Source organism: Pseudomonas sp. BIGb0176 (assembly GCF_024810175.1).
Classification (GTDB): domain Bacteria; phylum Pseudomonadota; class Gammaproteobacteria; order Pseudomonadales; family Pseudomonadaceae; genus Aquipseudomonas; species Aquipseudomonas protegens.
On the sequence record NZ_JANUEC010000007.1, the window covers coordinates 99,103 to 120,102 of the forward strand.

Below are 21,000 nucleotides of genomic sequence, written 5' to 3' on the forward strand. Positions count from 1 at the left end.
CGATGAACAAGTACCTGCTGCCCAGCCTCTGCCTGATGGCCCTGACTTCCCCGGCCCAGGCCGACGGCTCCGCCCTGACCCTGCCCACCGGCACCATCTCCGCCGCCGCCAGCGAAGCCGACGACAGCATCAGCCTGGCCACCCCCACCAGCGCCGGTTCGCGCCTGGGCCTGAGCGCCCTGGAAACCCCGGCCAGCACCGACAGCCTGAGCGGCGATCGAATCCGCGCCCGGGGCGATCGGAGCATCCAGGACGCGGTATCGCGCAGCGCCGGCATCAGCCGCACCGGCACCCCGGGCGACGGCGGCACCTCGCTGTCGGCACGGGGCTTTACCGGGCAGAGCTCGGTGATGCAACTGTATGACGGCAACCGCATGTACACCGGCATGGGCACCGTGACCTTCCCGGTGGACACCTGGGCGGTGGAGCGGGTCGACGTGCTGCGCGGCCCGGCCTCGGTGCTGTACGGCGAAGGCGCCACCGGTGCGGTGATCAACACCGTTGCGAAAAAGCCGTTCAGCGGCGAAATCGAAAACCACCTGCGCCTGGGCTACGGCTCCTTCGATCGCCAGCAGCAGGCCCTGGACAGCGGCGGCTCCCTGAGCGACACCCTGAGCTACCGGCTCAACCTCAACCGCGAACGCAGCAACGGCTGGATCGACCGGGGCGATTCCTCCGGCGACTTCGTCAGCGCTGCCCTGCGCTGGCAGGCCCGTGACGACCTGGCCTTCACCCTGGCCCACGACTACGGCGACCAGAACCCGATGAACTACTTCGGCACGCCGCTGATCGACGGGCGTTTACACAAGAGCCTGCGGGACAAGAACTACAACGTCGGCAACGACAAGCAGCACTACAACGACCAGTGGACCCGCCTGACCAGCCAATGGCAGATTTCCGACAACCTCAGCGCCAGCAACGAGCTGTACTACCTCAAGGCCCAGCGCCGCTGGCAGAACGCCGAGAGCTACAACTTCAACAGCCTGGGCCGGCAACTGACCCGCAGCGGCAACTTCGGCATCGGTCACCAGCAGGAACAGGTCGGCGACCGCCAGACCTTCACCTTCAAGCACTCGCTGCTGGGCCTCGACAGCCAGACCCTGACCGGGGTCGACTACAACCGCATCCGCTTCCACATGAAGAGCAACTCGCCCTTCATCGACAGCTTCAGCAACGGTCAGCCGGTGGACCTGTACCACCCGGCCCCGGGCGACTTCGCCAGCGACAGCCCCTACCGCGACCAGTTCAAGACCACCACCAGGCAGATGTCGGTGTTCGCCGAAAACCGCCTGCAGCTCAGCGAGCGCTGGTCCCTGGTGAGCGGTGTGCGCCGCGACTACGTGCATATTGATCGCGATGACTTGAAGGACGACAGCCGAAGCGACAAGACCCTGACCGGTAACAACTGGAAGGCCGGGCTGGTGTTTGCGGTGACCCCGGACACCTCCCTCTATGGCCAGTACTCCACCAGCACCGACGGTGTCGGCGGGCTGATTTCCCTGAGCAAGAGCCAGCAGCAATTCGACCTCTCCAGCGCCAGGCAGACCGAGATCGGCCTCAAGCAGATGTTCTGGGACCAGCGCGGCGAATGGACCCTGGCGGCCTACCACATCGTCAAGAAGAAGCTGCTGACCGATGTCCCGGGCGACCCGGACCTGAAACAGCAGGTGGGCCAGCAATCCTCCAACGGCCTGGAAGCCAGCCTGGACCTGCAACTGCCCCGCGCCTGGCAACTGCAGGCCAACGCCGCCATCGTTCGCGCCCGGTACGACGACTTCCAGCAGGACGTCGACGGTGTGCAGGTCTCCCGCGACGGCAAGCGCCCGGTGGACGTGCCCCGGCGCACCGCCAACCTGTGGCTGAGCAAGGCCCTCGACGATGACCTGCGGGCCGGCGCCGGAGTGCGCTACGTAGACGCACGCTACGCCGACATGGCCAACCGGAATCAGTTGCCCAGCTACACCGTGGTGGATGCCGCGCTGTCGTGGAAAGCCCTGCCCAGCACCACCCTGGGCCTGCAATTGAACAACCTGTTTGACCGCCAGTACGCGCAAAGCCAATACAATGACGGCCAGCAATGGATACTCGGCGAGCCGCGCTCGTTCTTCGTCACCGCTGACTACACCTTTTAACCTCACCTGCGGCCACCGCGCGGGGACCACACGGATACGGCATGACCTCGCTGAACCTCACCAACCTGGCCTGGACACCCTTGGGCCAGGGCCACTGCCACCACCAGTTCCAACTGCGTGAGGCCAGCCTGCAGGTGGCGGCCGGCGAGTTCGTCGGCCTGATCGGGCCCAACGGCAGCGGCAAGACCAGCCTGTTGCGCTGCGCCTATCGCTTCAGCAAGCCGCAGCAGGGCGAGGTGCAGCTTGAGCATCAGAATGTGTGGAAGCAGTCGCCGCGCTGGTGCGCGCAACGCATCGCCGTGGTCCTCCAGGAGTTTCCCGACGCCTTCGGCCTGACCGTGCAGGAGGTGGTCGCCATGGGCCGCACCCCGCACAAGGGCCTGTTCGACGGCGACACCCAGGACGACCGGCGCATCGCCCGCGAGGCCCTGGAATCGGTGGGCCTGCTGGGCTTCGAGGATCACGCCTTCGCCACCCTGTCCGGCGGTGAGAAACAGCGGGTGATCCTGGCCCGCGCCCTGGCCCAGCAACCCCAGTTGCTGATCCTCGACGAGCCCACCAACCACCTCGACCCGCGCTACCAGCTGGAGTTGCTGCAGCGGGTCAAGCGCCTGGGCATCGGTACCCTGGCGAGCATCCACGACCTGAACCTGGCCGCAGCCTTCTGCGACCGCCTGTATGTCCTCGACCATGGGCGCATCGTCGCCAGCGGCACGCCCGGCGAGGTGCTCACCGTCGAGTTGCTGCGCAACGTCTTCGGCGTCGAGGCGCTGATCGACGCCCATCCCCTGTCCGGCTACCCACGAATCACCTGGATCACCCAACCATGACCTTGCGCTCCCTGCTTCGCTCCAGCCTGCTCCTGGCCCTGTCTCTGGGGGCCGCCCAGGCCTTCGCCGAGGCCACCCATTACCCGCTGACCATCACCAGCTGCAACCGCGAAGTGACCTTCAAGCAAGCGCCGAAACACGCCCTCAGCCATGACATCAACATGACCCAGATGATGCTCGCCCTGGGGCTCAAGCCACGCATGGTGGGCTACAGCGGGATCAGCGGCTGGAAGGCCGTGACCCCGCAGATGAGCGCCCTGCTCGACGGCCTGCCGGAACTGGCGGCCAAGTACCCGTCGGTGGAAACCCTGCTCAATGCCAACGTCGACTTCTTTTTCGCCGGCTGGGACTACGGCATGCGCGTGGGCGGCGACCTCACGCCCCAGACCCTGGCGCCGCTGGGGATCAACGTCTACGAGCTGACCGAGTCCTGCGCCTTCGTGATGAAGCGCCCGGCCGCCAGCCTCGAGGACACCTACACCGACCTGCGTAACCTCGGGCGGATCTTCGACGTGCAGGATCGCGCCAACGCCCTGATCGCCCGGATGCAGGAGCAGGTGGCCCAGGTACAGAAGGACCTGCCCAGGGACAAGCCGCGGGTATTCCTCTATGACAGCGGCGAAGACCGGGCCATGACCTCGGGTCGCCTGGGCATGCCCCAAGCCCTGATCGATGCCGCCGGAGGGCGCAACATTCTCGATGACGTCGAGGCCAGCTGGACCCGGATCAACTGGGAAACCGTGGTCGAGCGCAACCCGCAAGTGATCGTCATCGTCGACTACAGCGAAGTCAGCGCCGAGCAGAAGCAGCAGTTCCTGCTGAACAACAAGGCCCTGCAAGGAGTCGATGCGATCAAGAACCAGCGCTTCATCGTCATCCCCTATGTGCAGGCCACGCCGGGCATCGACAACGTGCTGGCGGTGGAAACCCTGGCCAAGGGTTTCCACGGCGAATGACCAGTCCCCGCTATGCCGCACTGTTGATGGCCCTGGGCGCCCTGCTGCTGGCGTCCTGCGTGGTGTCCCTGGGCTTTGGCCCGGCGCAGGTGCCGGTGGAGGTGGTGGGGCGCATTCTGTTGCACAAGGCCCTGGGCCTGGGCGTTGTGGACTGGAGCCCGGGCCAGGAGCACATCGTCTGGCTGATCCGCGTGCCGCGCATGCTCCTGGGGGCCCTGGTGGGTGCCGGGCTGGCACTGATCGGCGCGGTGCTGCAGGCGGTGACCCGCAACCCGCTGGCCGACCCGCACCTGCTGGGGGTGACCTCCGGCGCCACCCTCGGCGCGGTGATCGTGGTGCTGCACCTGGGCCAGGTCATCGGGCTTTTGACCCTGCCCCTGGCGGCCTTTGTCGGCGCCCTGCTGAGCATGGCGCTGGTGCTGGGGATCGCCGCCCGCAACGGCCGCCTCGACAGCGACCGGCTGTTGCTGTGCGGGGTGGCGGTGTCCTTCGTGATGATGGCCGCGGCCAACCTGCTGCTGTTCATGGGCGACCACCGCGCCAGCTCCGCAGTGATGTTCTGGATGCTCGGCGGCCTGGGCCTGGCGCGCTGGGAACTGCTGGCGATCCCCGCCGCCAGCGTGCTGCTGGGGCTGGTGTTGCTGCTGGGCATGGCGCGCCCGCTGAACGCCCTGATGGCCGGCGAGCAGACCGCCGTGACCCTGGGCCTGAACGCGCGCAATGTGCGCCTGAAGGTGTTCCTGATTGCCTCGCTGATGACCGGAGTGCTGGTGTCCATCAGCGGCTCCATCGGTTTTGTCGGGCTGATGGTGCCGCACATTGCCCGGCGCCTGGTGGGCGCCGAACACCGCCGGCTGCTGCCGGTGTGCGTACTGCTGGGTAGCCTGTTCCTGGTCTGGGTGGATGTGGCTGCGCGCACCCTGATCGCCCCCGAGGACCTGCCCATCGGCGTGGCCACCGCGGCCATCGGCGGGGTGTTCTTCATCGGCCTGATGCGCCGCCGCTGACTGTGCCCGCCTCTGTAGGAGCCGGCTTGCCGGCGAAGGCGCTCGTGAGCCTTGTGCAAGGTTCGAAGGCCTCTTCGCTGGCCAGCCAGCTCCTACAATCGTCGCCCTTGCTTTAAGATCGCGCGCTTGGATCTCTCAGGATGAGTCTCATGTTCAGAACCGCGCTCCTGGCCTTGCTGCTCGGCACCTCCCTTGGCGCCGTGGCCGACACCTCGGTCGACGTCTCGAAAATCTACGGCAACATCCAGATCGTCAACAGCTTCCCCGACTACAAGGTCAAGGTGGTGAACTCCTTCCCCGACCTGAAGGTGAAGCAGGTCAACTCCTTTGCCGACGCGCCGGGCAAGTGGAAAATCGTCAACAGTTTTCCCGACTACAAGATCCAGATCGTCGACTCCTTTCCCGACTTCACCATCAAATATGTCGATTCCTTCCCGGGCGTGAACTGAAGCCACCCCCAGGCCACGGCTGCCGCCAAGCGGCAGCACCACAATGACGCACCCCGACGCACCAGCCCCTTGCCCAAGCCTCGTCTTGGGGCATCACCTCCCCCGCCCGCGCCGTTAAAGCGACGTTTTCATGCCTTGCGCCGACTCGGCACACCCCTTGCAAAACAGCCCTTCAGCAGTCCGCATCTACCACCTGAAAAATCAAGAGTTCATGGAGATCGCACAATGAAGCGTCGTAGTTTGCTCAAGGCTTTCACTCTCACGGCAAGCATTGCCGCGATGGGCATGACCTGGACCGTCCAGGCCGCCGAAACCATCAAGGTGGGGATCCTGCACTCGCTGTCGGGCACCATGGCGATCTCCGAAACGTCCCTCAAGGACATGGCGCTGATGACCATCGACGAAATCAACGCCAAGGGCGGGGTCAACGGCAAGCTGCTGGAGCCGGTGGTGGTGGACCCGGCTTCCAACTGGCCGCTGTTCGCCGAAAAGGGCCGCCAGTTGCTGACCCAGGACAAGGTGGCGGTGGTATTCGGCTGCTGGACCTCGGTGTCGCGCAAGTCGGTGCTGCCGGTGTTCGAGGAGCTCAACGGCCTGCTGTTCTACCCGGTGCAGTACGAAGGCGAAGAGATGTCGCCCAACGTCTTCTACACCGGCGCCGCGCCGAACCAGCAGGCGATCCCGGCGGTGGAATACCTGATGAGCGAGGACGGCGGCAGCGCCAAGCGCTTCTTCCTCCTGGGCACCGACTACGTCTACCCGCGCACCACCAACAAGATCCTGCGTTCGTTCCTGCACTCCAAGGGCGTGGCCGACAAGGACATCGAAGAGGTCTACACCCCTTTCGGTCATGCCGACTATCAAACCATCGTCGCCAACATCAAGAAGTTCTCCGCCGGTGGCAAGACTGCGGTGATCTCCACGGTCAACGGTGACTCCAACGTGCCCTTCTACAAGGAACTGGCCAACCAGGGCCTGAAAGCCACCGACGTGCCGGTGGTGGCCTTCTCGGTGGGCGAGGAAGAACTGCGCGGCATCGACACCAAGCCCCTGGTGGGCAACCTCGCGGCCTGGAACTACTTCGAGTCGGTGGATAACCCGGTGAACCAGAAGTTCGTCGCCGCCTGGAAGGCCTACGCCAAGGCCAAGAACCTGCCGGGCGCGGACAAGGCGGTGACCAACGACCCGATGGAAGCCACCTACGTCGGCATCCACATGTGGGCCCAGGCGGTGGAGAAAGCCAAGTCCACCGATGTCGACAAGGTTCGCGAGGCCCTGGCCGGGCAGACCTTCGCCGCCCCTTCGGGCTACACCCTGACCATGGACAAGACCAATCACCATCTGCACAAGCCGGTGATGATCGGCGAGATCCAGCCCGACGGTCAGTTCAACGTGGTCTGGCAGACCGACGGCCCGATCCGCGCCCAGCCCTGGAGCCCGTTCATCCCGGGCAACGACAAGAAGCCGGACTACGCGGTCAAGAGCAACTGATCCGAACCTGACGCCTTCCCCGTAGGAGCGAGCTTGCTCGCGACGAGGTCCGCAGGACCTCCAACGAAAACCGCCCGGCTGGCCGCTGCGCGGATCGCGAGCAAGCTCGCTCCTACAGGTTATCCGGGCGCTTTCAAGGACACCGATATGCCCACTGCCCTCTACCGTTTGATCCTCGCCGGCCTGCTGTTACTGCCATGGACGGCCCAGGCCGGGGATGCCGAAGACTTCGTCGCCGGCAACTCCGGCGAGCAGGCCCGGCTCCTGGAAACCTGGGCCGCGCAGCCCGACCCGGCGCGCCTGGAACTGCTCAACGCCCTGCAGCAGGGCCAGTTGAACATCGCCGGCGAAAGCAGAACCCTGCGCCTGAACAACCGTCTGCGGGGCCTGATCGACAGCGCCCTGGCCAGCCACCAGTTGCTCGCCAGCGACGCCAACAGCCGTCTGGCCGCCGCCCGCCAACTGCAGAAAAGCGCCAAGCCGGCGCAACTGAAATTCCTCGATGCCCGACTGGCCGCCGAGCAAGCCCCGGACGTGCACGATGCCCTGAGCCTGGCCCTGGCCAACCTGCAACTGGTGGACAGCGACCCGGCGGTGCGCCTGGCCGCCGTGCGCCTGCTGGGGGAAACCGGCGACCCGCTGGCCCGTACCCGCCTCGAAGGCCTGCTCGAACCCGGGGTCGAAGCCGATGCCGCGGTACGCACCGCGGCCGAAACCAGCCTGGCCCAGGTCAAGCGCAAGCTGCTGGTGGGCGAAGTGCTGGGCCAGGCCTTCAGCGGCCTGTCCCTGGGTTCGATCCTGCTGCTGGCGGCCCTGGGGCTGGCCATCACCTTCGGCCTGCTGGGGGTGATCAACATGGCCCACGGCGAGATGCTGATGCTCGGCGCCTACGCCACCTATGTGGTGCAGTTGCTGTTCCAGCGCTACGCCCCGCAGGCCATCGAGTACTACCCGCTGCTGGCGCTGCCGGTGGCGTTCTTCGTCACCGCCGGGATCGGCATGGCCCTGGAGCGCACGGTGATCCGCCACCTCTACGGCCGGCCCCTGGAAACCCTGCTGGCCACCTGGGGCATCAGCCTGATGCTGATCCAGCTGGTGCGCCTGCTGTTCGGCGCGCAGAACGTCGAAGTGGCGAACCCGGCCTGGCTGTCCGGCGGCATCCAGGTGCTGCCCAACCTGGTACTGCCCTACAACCGCATCGTGATCATCGCCTTCGCGCTGTTTGTCGTGGTGCTCACCTGGCTGCTGCTGAACAAGACCCGCCTGGGCCTGAACGTGCGCGCGGTGACCCAGAACCGCAACATGGCCGCCTGCTGCGGCGTGCCCACCGGGCGCGTGGACATGCTCGCCTTCGGCCTCGGCTCGGGCATTGCGGGCCTGGGCGGCGTGGCCCTGAGCCAGATCGGCAACGTCGGCCCGGACCTGGGCCAGAGCTACATCATCGACTCGTTCCTGGTGGTGGTCCTCGGCGGGGTCGGGCAACTGGCCGGCAGCGTGCTGGCGGCCTTCGGCCTGGGGGTGGCGAACAAGATCCTCGAACCGCAGATCGGCGCCGTGCTCGGCAAGATCCTGATCCTTGCGCTGATCATTCTGTTTATCCAGAAACGCCCGCAGGGACTCTTCGCACTGAAAGGACGGGTGATCGACTGATGAATCAACCACTGCTCATTACCGCCACCCAGAAAGCCGGGCCCAGGGTCACGATCACCGTCGGGGCGTTGCTGCTCCTGGTGCTACTGGCCCTGCCGCTGCTGTCGCTGCTACCGGCGGACCACCCGCTGCAGGTCTCGGCCTACACCCTGACCCTGGTGGGCAAGATCCTCTGCTACGCCATCGTCGCCCTGGCCCTGGACCTGGTCTGGGGCTACGCCGGGCTGCTGTCCCTGGGCCACGGCCTGTTCTTCGCCCTGGGCGGCTACGCCATGGGCATGTACCTGATGCGCCAGGCCGCCGGGGATGGCCTGCCGGCCTTCATGACCTTCCTTTCCTGGAGCGAACTGCCCTGGTACTGGGCCGGCACCGAGCATTTCCTCTGGGCCCTGTGCCTGGTGGTGCTGGCCCCGGGGCTGCTGGCCCTGGTGTTCGGCTTCTTCGCCTTCCGCTCGCGGATCAAGGGCGTGTACTTCTCGATCATGACCCAGGCCCTGACCTTCGCCGGGATGCTGCTGTTCTTTCGCAACGAGACCGGCTTTGGCGGCAACAACGGCTTTACCAACTTCCGCAGCATCCTGGGCTTCGGCATCACCGAACCGGGCACTCGGGCGGTGCTGTTCCTGGCCACGGTGGCGCTGCTGGTGGGCAGCCTGTACCTGGGCTGGCGCCTGGCCCGGAGCAAGTTCGGCCGGGTGCTGACGGCCCTGCGCGACGCCGAAAACCGCCTGATGTTCTGCGGCTACGACCCGCGCGGCTTCAAGCTTTTCGTCTGGGTCCTGAGCGCCGTGCTGTGCGGCCTGGCCGGAGCCCTGTACGTGCCCCAGGTGGGCATCATCAACCCCAGCGAAATGTCCCCCACCAACTCCATCGAGGCCGCCGTGTGGGTCGCCCTGGGCGGGCGCGGCACGCTGATCGGCCCACTGCTGGGGGCCGGTGTGGTCAACGGCATGAAGAGCTGGTTCACCGTGGCCTTTCCCGAATACTGGCTGTTCTTCCTCGGTGCGCTGTTCATCGTCGTGACCCTGTACCTGCCCAAGGGCGTGATCGGCCTGCTGAACAAACGAGGTGAACAATGAGAGTCACAGCAACGGCGGACTTCATGCTCGAACCCATTCTCGACACCAACAAGGACGCCGGCACCAGCCGCGACGCCATCGGCCTTGGCCACGCCGCCGGCAAGGGCCTCAACACCCGCCACGGCACCATCCTGACCCTGGAGGACATCAGCGTCAGCTTCGATGGTTTCAAGGCCCTCAACGACCTCAACCTGTACATCGGTGTCGGCGAGTTGCGCTGCATCATCGGCCCCAACGGCGCCGGCAAGACCACCCTGATGGACGTGATCACCGGCAAGACCCGCCCCTCCCGGGGCAAGGCCTGGTTCGGCGAAACCCTGGACCTGACCCAGATGAGCGAAGTGCAGATCGCCCAGGCCGGGATCGGCCGCAAGTTCCAGAAACCCACGGTGTTCGAGGCCCTGAGCGTGTTCGAGAACCTGGAGCTGGCGCAGAAGACCGACAAGTCGGTGTGGGCCAGCCTCGGGGCCCGCTTGAGCACAGAACAGCAGGACCGCATCGCCCAGGTGCTGGAGACCATTCGCCTGAGCCCTTCGGCTCAACGCCAGGCGGGCCTGCTGTCCCACGGCCAGAAGCAGTTTCTGGAGATCGGCATGCTGCTGATGCAGGACCCGCAACTGCTGTTGCTGGACGAACCGGTGGCGGGCATGACCGACGCCGAGACCGAATTTACCGCCGAGCTGTTCAAGACCCTGGCGGGCAAGCACTCGCTGATGGTGGTGGAACACGACATGGGCTTTGTCGGCTCGATTGCCGACCACGTCACCGTGCTGCACCAAGGCAGCGTGCTGGCCGAAGGCTCCCTGGAACAGGTGCAGGAAAACGAACGGGTGATCGAGGTTTACCTCGGCCGTTAGCGCAACCGCCGTTCGCCGGCAAGCCGGCTCCTACCCCTCCCGCAGGAGCCGGCTGGCCAGCGAAGACCGCCCCGCAATCCCCACAAAACTCGAGTACCCGACCATGCTCCAAGTCGACAAGCTGCACCAATACTACGGCGGTAGCCACATCCTGCGCGGCCTGAGCTTCGAAGCCCGGATTGGCGAAGTCACCTGCCTGCTGGGGCGCAACGGCGTGGGCAAGACCACCCTGCTCAAATGCCTGATGGGCCTGCTGCCGGCCAAGGAGGGCGCGGTCAACTGGGAGGGCCGGGGCATCACCGGCTACAAGCCCCATCAGCGCGTCCACGCCGGGATCGCCTACGTGCCCCAGGGCCGGGAAATCTTCGGCCGCCTGACCGTGGAGGAAAACCTGCTGATGGGCCTGTCCCGCTTCCCCGGCTCCCAGGCCAAGGAAGTGCCGGCCTTCATCTACGAACTGTTCCCGGTGCTGTTGCAGATGAAGCAGCGCCGTGGCGGCGATCTCTCCGGCGGCCAGCAGCAACAACTGGCCATCGGCCGGGCCCTGGCCAGCCGCCCGCGCCTGCTGATCCTCGATGAGCCCACCGAAGGCATCCAGCCCTCGGTGATCAAGGAGATCGGCGCGGTGATCAGCAAGCTCGCGGCCCGGGGCGACATGGCGATCCTGCTGGTGGAGCAGTTCTACGACTTTGCCGCCGAACTGGCCGACCAGTACCTGGTGATGTCCCGGGGGGAAATCATCCAGCAGGGCCGCGGCGAAAATATGCAGGCCGAGGGTGTACGCGGCCTGGTTACGATCTAATCTGTAGCCTCCTAACGATAACGACCCAGCATGAACCTACCTGCCGCCACCGCCCTGTTCACTCCCAGCTGGCACGCCGAACTGGAGCTGGCCTATGCCCGTTGCGGCGCCACCACGCGCCCGGTGCTGCGCCGCCACCTGGGCCCGCTGCGGGTGCAGAAGCACCTGTATGCCGAAGGCCCCGAGGTTTGCCAGCACATCATCGTCCACCCGCCCGGCGGCATTGCCGGCGGTGATCGGCTGGCCATCAGCGCCCGGGTCGACAGCGGTGCCTGGGCCCAGTTGACCAGCCCCGGGGCGGCCAAGTGGTATCGCGCCACCGGCCCGGCCAGCCAGGCCCTGAACCTGCAGGTAGCGCCGGGCGCGACCCTGGAGTGGCTGCCCCAGGAAACCATCGTCTTCAGCGCTGCCCAGGCCGAGCTCACGACCCGCATCGAATTGCAGGGCGATGCCCGGCTGTTCTACTGGGACATCATTGCCCTGGGGCGCCCGGCCAGTGGCGAGCGGTTCGAGCAGGGCCATTTCCAGGCCCACCTGGACCTGTACCGCGACGGCCGGCCGCTGTGGCATGAACGCCAGCGCATCGGCGGTGGCGACGGCCTGCTGGATTCCCCCATCGGCCTGGATGGCCAGCCGGTGTTCGCCACCTTGCTGGTGACCGGTGAAATCGACAGCGAACTGCTGGAACGCTGTCGCGCCCTGGCACACCCGGTACGCGGCGACCTGAGCCAACTGCCGGGCCTGCTGGTGGCCCGCTGCCTGGCCAGCGAAGCTCTGCAGGCCCGGGCCTGGCTGATCGAGCTGTGGCGCCTGCTGCGCCCGGCGCTGCTGGGCCGCGAAGCCAGGCCACCCAGAATCTGGAACACCTGACCCGCATGCCCTTTTCCACTGCACCTTTTTCTACTGCCTGACAACGGATTGACCACGATGGATCTGACCCCACGCGAAAAAGACAAGCTGCTGATCTTCACCGCCGGCCTGGTGGCCGAGCGGCGACTGGCCCGCGGCCTCAAGCTCAACTACCCGGAAACCATGGCCTATATCTCCGCGGCGCTGCTCGAAGGCGCCCGGGACGGGCAGACCGTGGCCGAACTGATGCACTACGGCACCACCCTGCTCAGCCGCGAGCAGGTGATGGAAGGCATCCCGGAGATGATCCCGGACATCCAGGTGGAAGCCACCTTTCCCGACGGCACCAAGCTGGTCACCGTTCACCAACCCATCGCTTGAGGCCGTGCCATGACCTATCGCATCCGCGATGCCCTGCATGCCGACCTGCCGGCGATCCGCGACATCTACAACGACGCCGTGCTCAACACCACGGCGATCTGGAACGAGCAACCGGTAGACCTGGGCAACCGCCAGGCCTGGTTCAGCGCACGCCAGGCCCAGGGCTATCCGATCCTGGTGATCATCAACGCCGAGGAGCAGGTGCTCGGCTACGCTTCCTTCGGCGACTGGCGGCCTTTCGACGGCTTCCGTCACACCGTGGAACATTCGGTCTATGTGCGCAGCGACCAGCGCGGCAACGGCCTGGGCCCGCGGTTGATGGCGGTGCTGCTGGAGCGCGCCCGGGGCTGTGGCAAGCACGTGATGGTGGCCGCCATCGAGAGCGGCAACAGCGCCTCGGTCCGTCTGCATGAGCGCCTGGGGTTCATCAGCACCGGGCAGATGCCTCAGGTGGGCACCAAGTTCGGGCGCTGGCTGGACCTGACCTTCATGCAGCTGATTCTCAACCCCGGGGCGCAACCGCCCGCCCCGCACAAGGAGTGAAATCTCGATGAACGCCGCCCAACTGCGCCTTGTCCATGGAGAAAGCTTTGCCCATTACCGTCAGGGACTGATCGAGTTGCTGCTGGACTCGGTGCAGCACGGTGCGTCCATCGGCTTCATGGCCGATCTCGACGACAGCCAGGCCCGCAGCTACCTCAGCAGCGTGCAGGCCGGGGTCGAGGACGGCAGCCTGCTGTTGTGGGTGGTGGTACGCGACGAGAAAGTCCTGGCCAGCGTGCAACTGGCCCTGTGCATGAAGGCCAACGGGCGCAACCGCGCCGAGGTGCAGAAGCTCCAGGTCCTGCACAGCGCCCGCCGCCGCGGCCTGGGCCAGCAGTTGATGAATGCCCTGGAACAGGCCGCCCGCCAGCACAAGCGCGGGCTGCTGTACCTGGACACCGAGGCCGGCTCCGCGGCGGAAGAGTTCTACCGCGCCCTGGGCTATACCCGGGTCGGCGAACTGCCCAACTACTGCCAGAGCCCGGACGGCACCTATACCGCCACCGCCATCTACTTCAAGACCCTGGGACAACCCCTATGATTCCTGGCCAATACCAGATCCAGCCCGGCGAGATCGAACTCAACGCCGGGCGCCGCACCCTGCGCCTGAACGTATCCAACAGCGGCGACCGGCCAATCCAGGTCGGCTCCCACTACCACTTCTTCGAAACCAACGACGCCTTGACCTTCGACCGAGCCGCCAGCCGCGGCATGCGCCTGAACATCGCCGCCGGCACCGCGGTGCGCTTCGAACCGGGCCAGACCCGGGAAGTGGAACTGGTGGAACTGGCCGGCAAGCGCCGGGTATTCGGCTTCGCCGGGCGGATCATGGGCGACCTCTGATCCCTCGACCCTACGCACGTAGGAGCCAGCTTGCCGGCGAATGCGGTCTTTCGGGCCCCTTCGCCGGCAAGCCGGCTCCTGCAAGACCTGTTTTTGTAAGGAGCTGCGATGAAGATTTCCCGTGAAGCCTACGCCGACATGTTCGGCCCCACCGTGGGCGACAAGGTGCGGCTGGCCGACACCGAGCTGTGGATCGAAGTGGAGAAGGATTTCACCACCTACGGTGAAGAAGTGAAGTTCGGCGGCGGCAAGGTGATCCGTGACGGTATGGGCCAGAGCCAGTTGCTGGCCGCCGAGGTGGTGGACACCCTGATCACCAACGCCCTGATCATCGACCACTGGGGCATCGTCAAGGCCGACGTCGGCCTCAAGGACGGGCGCATCGCCGCCATCGGCAAGGCCGGCAATCCGGACATCCAGCCCGACGTGAACATCGCCATAGGCGCCAGCACCGAGGTCATCGCCGGTGAGGGCATGATCCTCACCGCCGGCGGCATCGACACCCATATCCACTTCATCTGCCCGCAGCAGATCGAAGAGGCGCTGATGAGCGGCGTCACCACCATGATCGGTGGCGGCACGGGACCTGCCACCGGGACCAACGCCACCACCTGCACCTCCGGGCCCTGGCACATGGCGCGCATGCTCCAGGCGGCGGACGCCTTCGCCATGAACATCGGCTTTACCGGCAAGGGCAACGCCAGCCTGCCCGAGCCGCTGATCGAACAGGTCAAGGCCGGGGCCATCGGCCTCAAGCTGCACGAGGACTGGGGCAGCACCCCGGCCAGCATCGACAACTGCCTGAGCGTGGCCGATGAGTACGACGTGCAGGTGGCGATCCACACCGACACCCTCAATGAATCGGGCTTCGTCGAAACCACCCTGGGCGCCTTCAAGGGCCGCACCATCCATACCTACCACACCGAAGGCGCCGGCGGCGGCCATGCCCCGGACATCATCAAGGCCTGCGGCCTGGCCAACGTGCTGCCCAGCTCCACCAACCCGACCCGGCCCTTCACCCGCAACACCATCGACGAACACCTGGACATGCTGATGGTCTGCCATCACCTGGACCCGAGCATCGCCGAGGACGTGGCCTTCGCCGAAAGCCGCATCCGCCGGGAGACCATTGCCGCCGAGGACATCCTCCACGACCTCGGGGCCTTCTCCATGATCAGCTCCGACAGCCAGGCCATGGGCCGGGTCGGCGAAGTGGTGACCCGCACCTGGCAGACCGCCGACAAGATGCACAAGCAGCGCGGCCCGCTGCCGGGGGATGGCCCGGGCAACAGCAACTTCCGGGTCAAGCGCTACATCGCCAAGTACACCATCAACCCAGCGATCACCCACGGCATCAGCCATGAGGTGGGCTCCGTCGAAGTGGGCAAGTGGGCCGACCTGGTGCTCTGGCGCCCGGCGTTCTTCGGGGTCAAGCCGAGCCTGATCCTCAAGGGCGGGGCCATTGCCGCCAGCCTGATGGGCGACGCCAACGCCTCGATCCCGACCCCGCAGCCGGTGCACTACCGGCCGATGTTCGCCAGCTTCGGCGGCAGCCGTCATGCCACCAGCCTGACCTTCATCAGCCAGGCGGCACTGGAGGCCGGGGTGCCGGAGCAGTTGGGGCTGAAAAAACGCATCGCCGTGGTCAAGGGCTGTCGCAACGTGCAGAAAACCGACCTGATCCACAACGACTACCTGCCGGATATCGAAGTCGACCCGCAGACCTATCAGGTCAAGGCTGATGGCGTCCTGCTGTGGTGCGAACCGGCGGACGTGCTGCCCATGGCCCAGCGCTACTTCCTGTTCTAGGGCCGGCCCACCACTGGGCAGAGTGGCTGCTGAAATGTTCGATTAGGCGCTAAGATGCGTCTCGGTTTTCCACTCACTGCCCAGTAAGGTGCCCGGCTATGCGCCTGTCCGATTTTATCGTGCAGCACGTTGATCGAATCGTTGATGAATGGGAACAATTTGCCAGGAGCCTCGCCCAGGACTCCCTGACCCGCACGGACCTGCGTGACCACGCGCGCTCCATCCTGCTGGCCGCCGCCCGGGATATGTGCACCGCCCAGAGCCCCGGGGAACAAAGGGCCAAGGCCAAGGGCGAAGGCCCGGAAAAAACCCCCAGCCTGGATGCCGCCGCCGCCAGCCATGGCGAGCTGCGCCATCACGTGGGGTTCGACCTGGTGCAGATGACCTCGGAATTCCGCCACCTGCGAGCCTGCGTGATCCGCCTGTGGGTGGCCAGCCTGCAGACACCGGACCTGGCCTACCTGCAGGACATGATCCGTTTCAACGAAGCCATTGATGAAGCCCTGGCCGAGTCCACTGCGGCCTATGCCGAACAGGTCAGCCGCTCGCGGGATATCTTCCTGGCAATTCTTGGCCACGACCTGCGGGCGCCGTTGCAGGCAGTGAGCATGTCCACTGAAATGCTGGCACGCAAAGTCGCCCTGGACGGCGACGCCCAGGCCTTCGTTTCACGTATCAAGAGCGGCACCCGGCACATGGGCGCCATGGTCAGCGACCTGCTGGAGTTCGTGCGCAGCCGCCTGGGCAGCAGCCTGCCCATCGAACCTGCGCCCATGGACCTGGCCAGCGCGGCCAAGGCGGCCATGGACGAAGCCTGCGCCGGGCAGCCCGATTGCACCCCGCTGATGAGCTTCGAGGGCGACAGCCATGGCATCTGGGACCGCGGGCGCATCGAGCAGATGCTGCAGAACCTGATCGGCAACGCCCTGCAGCACGGCAACAACCGCCGCACCGTGACCGTGACCATCACCGGTGGCGCGGAACAGGTGCTGTTGACCGTGCACAACTACGGCACGCCGATCCCCCCGGAGGCCCTGGGCACCCTGTTCGACCCGTTGGTGCGCAGCGTCGACGAAGAACTGGGCAACCCCAGCACCAGCCTTGGCCTGGGGTTGTTCATCGTCAAGGAAGTGGTGGTTGCCCACCAGGGCAGCATCGAAGTCAGCTCCAACGCCAGCGATGGCACCACCTTCACCGTGGTCCTGCCGCGCGTCTCCCGCGCCACCCCGTAGGAGCTGGCTTGCCAGCGAAGGCGCCAGCACAAGCGACGCAAGGCTCAAGGGCCTCTTCGCCGGCAAGCCGGCTCCTACAGGGGGCGGTCAGTCCACCAGCAGGCGGCCCAGGCGCTGTTTGAGCATCTGGTTCTCGGCGCGCAGTTGCCGCACTTCGTCCAGCAGGTCCAGGGCCAGGGCCACGCCTTCCCATTCCAGGTCCAGGTCGCGGCGCAACTTCGCCGCGCGCTTGGCCAGGGACAGCTCATAGTCGTTGAAGCGCCAGTCCTTGGGCGCCCGGCCCTGAGGTTCGAGGATGCCGTGCTCGACGATTTCGATCACGTAGGCCGCCGACAGGTCGGCCACTTCACAGAACTCTTCCATGTCCAGCTGAACGATCAGGGTGCTCATGATCAGCGCCTCCTAGTGTCGAATCAGAAATTTTCCCGGGGGTCGAACGCTGCCTTCTTCGCCAGCTCCTGCCACAAGGCCTTGACGTCGTCGCCCGCCTGCTTGGGCATGACCGCCTTGAGTTGCACGAACAGGTAGCCGCGCTGGCCGGCCTTGTTCAGCAGGCCATGGCCCTTGGCGCGCATGCGCTGGCCATTCTGGCTGCCGGCCGGAACCTTGAGGTTGATCTTGCCGGTCAGGGTCGGTACCGCGACCTCGGTCCCCAGCGCCAGCTCCCAGGGGGCCAGTGGCAGGGTGATGATCAGGTTCTCGCCTTCGACATCGAACTTGGGATGCGGCGCGAAGCGAATAGTCAGGTACAGGTCGCCATTCGCGCCGCCGCCCACGCCCGGTGCGCCCTGGCCCTTGAGGCGGATGCGCTCGCCGTCGGTGACACCTGCCGGAATCTTCACGTTCAGGCTCTTGCTGGTGTTGCTGACGTGTTGTCCATTGGCGTTGTATTGCGGCACCTGGAAGCTGATCTTCTTCGACTCGGTGGACAGGGTTTCTTCAAGAAAGATCGGCAGTTCCATTTCCACATCCTGTCCACGACGACCGCTGCTGCGGCGCTGCTCCGGGCCGCCGAATCCTGGCCCCCGGTTACCAAAGATCGAACTGAAGAAGTCCGAGAAATCGCCACCGTCCTCGCCGCCGCCAAAACCGCCACGGCTCTGCCAGCCCGGCGGGCCCTGGAAGGGCTGGCCATGCTGGCCGTACTTGCGCAGGTCATCGTACTCGGCGCGCTTGTCGGCGCTTTTCAGCGCTTCATAGGCTTCCGAGGCGTCCTTGAACTTGGCCTCGGCATCCTTTTCCTTACTGACGTCGGGGTGGTACTTGCGCGCCAGCTTGCGATAGGCGGCCTTGATCGCCTTGTCGTCCGCTGTCGGCTCCACGCCGAGAATCTTGTAATAGTCTTTGAAGTCCATCGAGGGAATCACCATCCGTTATCAAAGTCGCGCGGCGTGCAGCACAGCATGCTCGGTCTGGCAGCATGAGAATTGATCAATCTCAATCCTCTGACTGAACGGCGCATCAGAAGTTTATCGGCAGCCGCGGGCGGATCTTGTGATCCCAGGTGGCTGCGCGGCCCATGCCTGCAAGTTTGGGGGTCAAGGATAGTCTTTCAAGGCACGACAGGGGGTGATTTAGCAGATAGTCGGCCTTTGCAAGGCGCGAGGACTGGCGTACGCTGCGCGGCCGTTTTTTTCACCGGATCCAAAGACATGAACAACGCCACCCCGGCCCGTGCCTGCGGCATTGACTTCGGTACCTCCAACTCCACCGTCGGCTGGCTGCGCCCCGGCGAGGAGACGCTGATCACCCTGGAGGACGACAAGATCACCCTGCCTTCGGTGGTGTTCTTCAATATCGAGGAACGCCGTCCGGTGTACGGCCGCCTGGCGCTGCACGAGTACCTGGAAGGCTACGAAGGCCGGCTGATGCGCTCGCTGAAAAGCCTGCTGGGTTCCAAGCTGATCAAGCACGACACCAGCGTGCTGGGCACTGCCATGCCGTTCAAGGACCTCTTGGGGCTGTTCATCGGCCAACTGAAAAGCCGCGCCGAAGCCGCCGCCGGTCGGGAATTCGAAGAAGTGGTGCTGGGGCGCCCGGTGTTCTTCGTCGATGACGACGCCGCCGCCGACCAGGAAGCCGAAGACACCCTGGTGGAAGTGGCCCGCAAGATCGGTTTCAAGGAAGTGTCCTTCCAGTACGAGCCCATCGCCGCGGCCTTCGACTACGAATCCACCATCGAGCGCGAGGAACTGGTGCTGATCGTCGACATCGGCGGTGGTACCTCGGACTTCTCCCTGGTGCGCCTGTCCCCCGAGCGCCGTGGCGTCGATAACCGCCACGACGACATCCTCGCCACCGGCGGCGTGCACGTCGGCGGTACCGACTTCGACAAGCAACTGAGCCTCCAGGGCGTGATGCCGCTGTTCGGCTACGGCAGCCGGATGAAGAGCGGCGCCTACATGCCCACCAGCCACCACATGAACCTGGCGACCTGGCACACCATCAACTCGGTGTACTCGCAGAAATCCCAGCTGGCCCTGGGCAGCATGCGCTATGACATCGAGGACACCGGCGGCATCGACCGTCTGTTCAAGCTGATCGAACAGCGCGCCGGGCACTGGCTGGCCATGATCGTTGAAGAGACCAAGATCCAGCTGACCCACGCAGAGAACCGCCTGGTAGCCCTGGACCGAATCGAGCGCGACCTCAGTGTCGACCTGAGCCGGGCCTTGTTCGAAACCTCCATCGACGGCCTGCTGGAGCGCATCCGTACCAGCGTCAGCCAATTGCTGAGCGACGCCAATGTCGGTGTAGGTCAGGTCGATACGGTGTTCTTCACCGGAGGTTCCAGCGGCATTCCGGCGCTGCGCCAGAGCGTGGCGGCGATGCTGCCCAATGCCCGGCATGTGGAAGGCAATATCTTCGGCAGCATCGGCAGCGGCCTGGCCATCGAGGCCAAGAAGCGTTACGGCTGAAACAGCTTCGCCGGCCCGCCGGCTCCTACAAGGTTCTGTAGGAGCCGGCGGGCCGGCGAACAAGGTTCACACCAATCCCGCCAGCTTCAACTCGCTCTTCAGGTACGCGTAATAGATCGGCCCCGCCACCACCCCGGGCAGGCCGAAGGCGGCCTCGAACACCAGCATCGCCAGCAGCAGCTCCCAGGACTTGGCACTGATCTGCCCGCCAACGATCCGCGCGTTGAGGAAGTATTCCAGCTTGTGGATAAAGATCAGGTAGCCCAGCGCCGCCACCGCCACCCAGATCGACAGCGACAGGCCGACGATGGTGATCAGTGTGTTGGAAATCAGGTTGCCGATCACCGGCAGCAGGCCCAGCAGGAAGGTCAGCACGATCAGGGTCTTGGTCAGCGGCAGCTTGACCCCGAACAGCGGCAGGATCAGCGCCAGGAAGATCCCGGTGAAGAAGGTGTTGAGCAGGGAGATCTTGATCTGGGCGAAGACGATGTTGCGAAACGCCTGGACCAGCAGGTGCAGACGGTCGAACAGCGCCGCCGCCAGAGGCTTGCGCTTGGTCAGGTCGGGGACCCGCTGCAGGGCAATGATCGCCCCCAGGACCATGCCGATCAGCAGGGTCACGAACATGTGCGCCGCGTCCTTGCCCACCAGTTGCAACTCGCTCAGGTGCTTGCTGGCCCAGGCACCGATGGCAGCCTGGAACTCGGCGGCGCTGGCCGGCAGGTAGGAATCGAGGAACGGCGGCAACTGGCCCCGGGCCTTGTCCACCACCACCATGAACTTGCCCAGCGAGGCACCCGGGTTCTCCGCCTCATGCAACAGGAAGCTGATGGCCCCGGCGAACAGTAGGGTCAGCAGGCTGACCACCAGGGTGCCCAGCAAGGCCACCGCCAGCCAGCGCGCACGCCGGCCTTCGATCAGCCGCTGCAGTTGCGGGGTGAGCATGTTGACCAGCTCGAACACCAGCAACCCGGCCAGCAGGCTGGGCAGCAGACGCAGGGGCAAGGCCAGCAACAGGCCACCGAAAATGATGATCCAACTGATGAACAACAGATGACGCTGTGAAAACGCTGGCATATAGCCTCAAGACAGACAGCGGGGAAAAGATCGGCAGTCTGCCAGCCTTCACCCCTGAGGAATAGTGGCAGGCGCCGTGAGGACGCGGGCTTACA

Annotated in this window: 21 protein-coding genes; 18 read left to right on the plus strand and 3 right to left on the minus strand. The window is 65.5% G+C overall.

Annotation, left to right across the window (positions count from 1 at the left end; all coding sequences use genetic code 11):
* The first annotated feature begins 2 nt into the window (after window positions 1-2).
* The 17 genes from M2395_RS30635 to M2395_RS30715 all read left to right on the plus strand — a co-directional run bounded on the left by M2395_RS30635 (window position 3) and on the right by M2395_RS30715 (window position 16,910).
* Window positions 3-2,132 (plus strand): TonB-dependent siderophore receptor, encoded by a 2,130-nt coding sequence (locus tag M2395_RS30635; protein WP_053148833.1) that lies wholly within the window; start codon window positions 3-5, stop codon window positions 2,130-2,132.
* A 41-nt stretch (window positions 2,133-2,173) separates the two neighbouring features.
* A complete protein-coding gene (locus M2395_RS30640; protein WP_011059013.1) occupies window positions 2,174-2,962 on the plus strand; it encodes an ABC transporter ATP-binding protein in 789 nt (262 codons plus the stop codon).
* Complete coding sequence (locus M2395_RS30645) at window positions 2,959-3,918, plus strand: ABC transporter substrate-binding protein (protein WP_123431187.1); 960 nt, start codon at window positions 2,959-2,961, stop codon at window positions 3,916-3,918. Before M2395_RS30640 ends, M2395_RS30645 begins: the two co-directional genes overlap by 4 nt.
* Window positions 3,915-4,925 (plus strand): iron ABC transporter permease, encoded by a 1,011-nt coding sequence (locus M2395_RS30650; protein ID WP_123431188.1) that lies wholly within the window; start codon window positions 3,915-3,917, stop codon window positions 4,923-4,925. Before M2395_RS30645 ends, M2395_RS30650 begins: the two co-directional genes overlap by 4 nt.
* A gap of 149 nt (window positions 4,926-5,074) precedes the next feature.
* The gene (locus M2395_RS30655) at window positions 5,075-5,374 is read left to right on the plus strand and encodes a hypothetical protein (protein WP_015633974.1); all 300 of its coding nucleotides are present in this window, start codon (window positions 5,075-5,077) and stop codon (window positions 5,372-5,374) included.
* Between the two features lie 225 nt (window positions 5,375-5,599).
* The gene (urtA, locus tag M2395_RS30660) at window positions 5,600-6,865 is read left to right on the plus strand and encodes an urea ABC transporter substrate-binding protein (protein ID WP_123431189.1); all 1,266 of its coding nucleotides are present in this window, start codon (window positions 5,600-5,602) and stop codon (window positions 6,863-6,865) included.
* A gap of 147 nt (window positions 6,866-7,012) precedes the next feature.
* Complete coding sequence (urtB, locus tag M2395_RS30665; RefSeq protein WP_011059008.1) at window positions 7,013-8,515, plus strand: urea ABC transporter permease subunit UrtB; 1,503 nt, start codon at window positions 7,013-7,015, stop codon at window positions 8,513-8,515.
* Window positions 8,515-9,594: an urea ABC transporter permease subunit UrtC gene (gene urtC, locus M2395_RS30670; RefSeq protein WP_015633971.1), complete on the plus strand. Its 1,080-nt coding sequence runs from the start codon at window positions 8,515-8,517 to the stop codon at window positions 9,592-9,594. Before urtB ends, urtC begins: the two co-directional genes overlap by 1 nt.
* Window positions 9,591-10,451, plus strand: coding sequence for an urea ABC transporter ATP-binding protein UrtD (gene urtD, locus M2395_RS30675; RefSeq protein WP_015633970.1), 861 nt, complete (start codon window positions 9,591-9,593; stop codon window positions 10,449-10,451). The genes urtC and urtD overlap by 4 nt, the downstream gene beginning before the upstream one ends.
* A gap of 103 nt (window positions 10,452-10,554) precedes the next feature.
* Window positions 10,555-11,253: an urea ABC transporter ATP-binding subunit UrtE gene (urtE, locus tag M2395_RS30680; protein ID WP_019094031.1), complete on the plus strand. Its 699-nt coding sequence runs from the start codon at window positions 10,555-10,557 to the stop codon at window positions 11,251-11,253.
* A gap of 30 nt (window positions 11,254-11,283) precedes the next feature.
* A complete protein-coding gene (locus M2395_RS30685; protein WP_015633968.1) occupies window positions 11,284-12,123 on the plus strand; it encodes an urease accessory protein UreD in 840 nt (279 codons plus the stop codon).
* A gap of 57 nt (window positions 12,124-12,180) precedes the next feature.
* Window positions 12,181-12,483 carry an urease subunit gamma gene (gene ureA, locus M2395_RS30690; RefSeq protein WP_011059003.1) on the plus strand — a complete coding sequence of 101 codons (303 nt, stop codon included), beginning with the start codon at window positions 12,181-12,183 and terminating at the stop codon, window positions 12,481-12,483.
* A gap of 9 nt (window positions 12,484-12,492) precedes the next feature.
* Window positions 12,493-13,026 carry a GNAT family N-acetyltransferase gene (locus M2395_RS30695; RefSeq protein ID WP_015633967.1) on the plus strand — a complete coding sequence of 178 codons (534 nt, stop codon included), beginning with the start codon at window positions 12,493-12,495 and terminating at the stop codon, window positions 13,024-13,026.
* A gap of 7 nt (window positions 13,027-13,033) precedes the next feature.
* A complete protein-coding gene (locus M2395_RS30700) occupies window positions 13,034-13,567 on the plus strand; it encodes a GNAT family N-acetyltransferase (protein WP_011059001.1) in 534 nt (177 codons plus the stop codon).
* Complete coding sequence (locus M2395_RS30705; protein ID WP_011059000.1) at window positions 13,564-13,869, plus strand: urease subunit beta; 306 nt, start codon at window positions 13,564-13,566, stop codon at window positions 13,867-13,869. Before M2395_RS30700 ends, M2395_RS30705 begins: the two co-directional genes overlap by 4 nt.
* A gap of 108 nt (window positions 13,870-13,977) precedes the next feature.
* Window positions 13,978-15,678, plus strand: a complete 1,701-nt coding sequence (gene ureC / locus M2395_RS30710) for an urease subunit alpha (protein ID WP_041115656.1) — start codon at window positions 13,978-13,980, stop codon at window positions 15,676-15,678.
* A gap of 98 nt (window positions 15,679-15,776) precedes the next feature.
* Window positions 15,777-16,910 (plus strand): sensor histidine kinase KdpD, encoded by a 1,134-nt coding sequence (locus tag M2395_RS30715; RefSeq protein WP_053148822.1) that lies wholly within the window; start codon window positions 15,777-15,779, stop codon window positions 16,908-16,910.
* Between the two features lie 87 nt (window positions 16,911-16,997).
* Here the strand turns inward: M2395_RS30715 and M2395_RS30720 are convergent, their stop codons facing one another.
* Window positions 16,998-17,300 carry a chaperone modulator CbpM gene (locus tag M2395_RS30720; protein WP_011058997.1) on the minus strand — a complete coding sequence of 101 codons (303 nt, stop codon included), beginning with the start codon at window positions 17,298-17,300 and terminating at the stop codon, window positions 16,998-17,000.
* A 23-nt stretch (window positions 17,301-17,323) separates the two neighbouring features.
* Window positions 17,324-18,265 carry a DnaJ C-terminal domain-containing protein gene (locus M2395_RS30725; protein WP_011058996.1) on the minus strand — a complete coding sequence of 314 codons (942 nt, stop codon included), beginning with the start codon at window positions 18,263-18,265 and terminating at the stop codon, window positions 17,324-17,326.
* A gap of 297 nt (window positions 18,266-18,562) precedes the next feature.
* Between M2395_RS30725 and M2395_RS30730 the strand changes: the two genes are divergently transcribed.
* The gene (locus M2395_RS30730) at window positions 18,563-19,828 is read left to right on the plus strand and encodes an Hsp70 family protein (protein WP_123431190.1); all 1,266 of its coding nucleotides are present in this window, start codon (window positions 18,563-18,565) and stop codon (window positions 19,826-19,828) included.
* A 66-nt stretch (window positions 19,829-19,894) separates the two neighbouring features.
* Here M2395_RS30730 and M2395_RS30735 read toward each other — a convergent pair whose 3' ends face one another.
* The gene (locus M2395_RS30735; RefSeq protein ID WP_011058994.1) at window positions 19,895-20,905 is read right to left on the minus strand and encodes an AI-2E family transporter; all 1,011 of its coding nucleotides are present in this window, start codon (window positions 20,903-20,905) and stop codon (window positions 19,895-19,897) included.
* Between the last annotated feature and the right edge of the window lie 95 nt (window positions 20,906-21,000).

Bases quoted from the DNA above. Each gene is read 5' to 3' on its own strand.
- M2395_RS30635 (WP_053148833.1), top strand. From the start codon at position 3: ATGAACAAGTACCTGCTGCCCAGCCTCTGCCTGATGGCCCTGACTTCC.
- M2395_RS30640 (WP_011059013.1), top strand. From the start codon at position 2,174: ATGACCTCGCTGAACCTCACCAACCTGGCCTGGACACCCTTGGGCCAG.
- M2395_RS30645 (WP_123431187.1), top strand. From the start codon at position 2,959: ATGACCTTGCGCTCCCTGCTTCGCTCCAGCCTGCTCCTGGCCCTGTCT.
- M2395_RS30650 (WP_123431188.1), top strand. From the start codon at position 3,915: ATGACCAGTCCCCGCTATGCCGCACTGTTGATGGCCCTGGGCGCCCTG.
- M2395_RS30655 (WP_015633974.1), top strand. From the start codon at position 5,075: ATGTTCAGAACCGCGCTCCTGGCCTTGCTGCTCGGCACCTCCCTTGGC.
- urtA (WP_123431189.1), top strand. From the start codon at position 5,600: ATGAAGCGTCGTAGTTTGCTCAAGGCTTTCACTCTCACGGCAAGCATT.
- urtB (WP_011059008.1), top strand. From the start codon at position 7,013: ATGCCCACTGCCCTCTACCGTTTGATCCTCGCCGGCCTGCTGTTACTG.
- urtC (WP_015633971.1), top strand. From the start codon at position 8,515: ATGAATCAACCACTGCTCATTACCGCCACCCAGAAAGCCGGGCCCAGG.
- urtD (WP_015633970.1), top strand. From the start codon at position 9,591: ATGAGAGTCACAGCAACGGCGGACTTCATGCTCGAACCCATTCTCGAC.
- urtE (WP_019094031.1), top strand. From the start codon at position 10,555: ATGCTCCAAGTCGACAAGCTGCACCAATACTACGGCGGTAGCCACATC.
- M2395_RS30685 (WP_015633968.1), top strand. From the start codon at position 11,284: ATGAACCTACCTGCCGCCACCGCCCTGTTCACTCCCAGCTGGCACGCC.
- ureA (WP_011059003.1), top strand. From the start codon at position 12,181: ATGGATCTGACCCCACGCGAAAAAGACAAGCTGCTGATCTTCACCGCC.
- M2395_RS30695 (WP_015633967.1), top strand. From the start codon at position 12,493: ATGACCTATCGCATCCGCGATGCCCTGCATGCCGACCTGCCGGCGATC.
- M2395_RS30700 (WP_011059001.1), top strand. From the start codon at position 13,034: ATGAACGCCGCCCAACTGCGCCTTGTCCATGGAGAAAGCTTTGCCCAT.
- M2395_RS30705 (WP_011059000.1), top strand. From the start codon at position 13,564: ATGATTCCTGGCCAATACCAGATCCAGCCCGGCGAGATCGAACTCAAC.
- ureC (WP_041115656.1), top strand. From the start codon at position 13,978: ATGAAGATTTCCCGTGAAGCCTACGCCGACATGTTCGGCCCCACCGTG.
- M2395_RS30715 (WP_053148822.1), top strand. From the start codon at position 15,777: ATGCGCCTGTCCGATTTTATCGTGCAGCACGTTGATCGAATCGTTGAT.
- M2395_RS30720 (WP_011058997.1), bottom strand. From the start codon at position 17,300: ATGAGCACCCTGATCGTTCAGCTGGACATGGAAGAGTTCTGTGAAGTG.
- M2395_RS30725 (WP_011058996.1), bottom strand. From the start codon at position 18,265: ATGGACTTCAAAGACTATTACAAGATTCTCGGCGTGGAGCCGACAGCG.
- M2395_RS30730 (WP_123431190.1), top strand. From the start codon at position 18,563: ATGAACAACGCCACCCCGGCCCGTGCCTGCGGCATTGACTTCGGTACC.
- M2395_RS30735 (WP_011058994.1), bottom strand. From the start codon at position 20,905: ATGCCAGCGTTTTCACAGCGTCATCTGTTGTTCATCAGTTGGATCATC.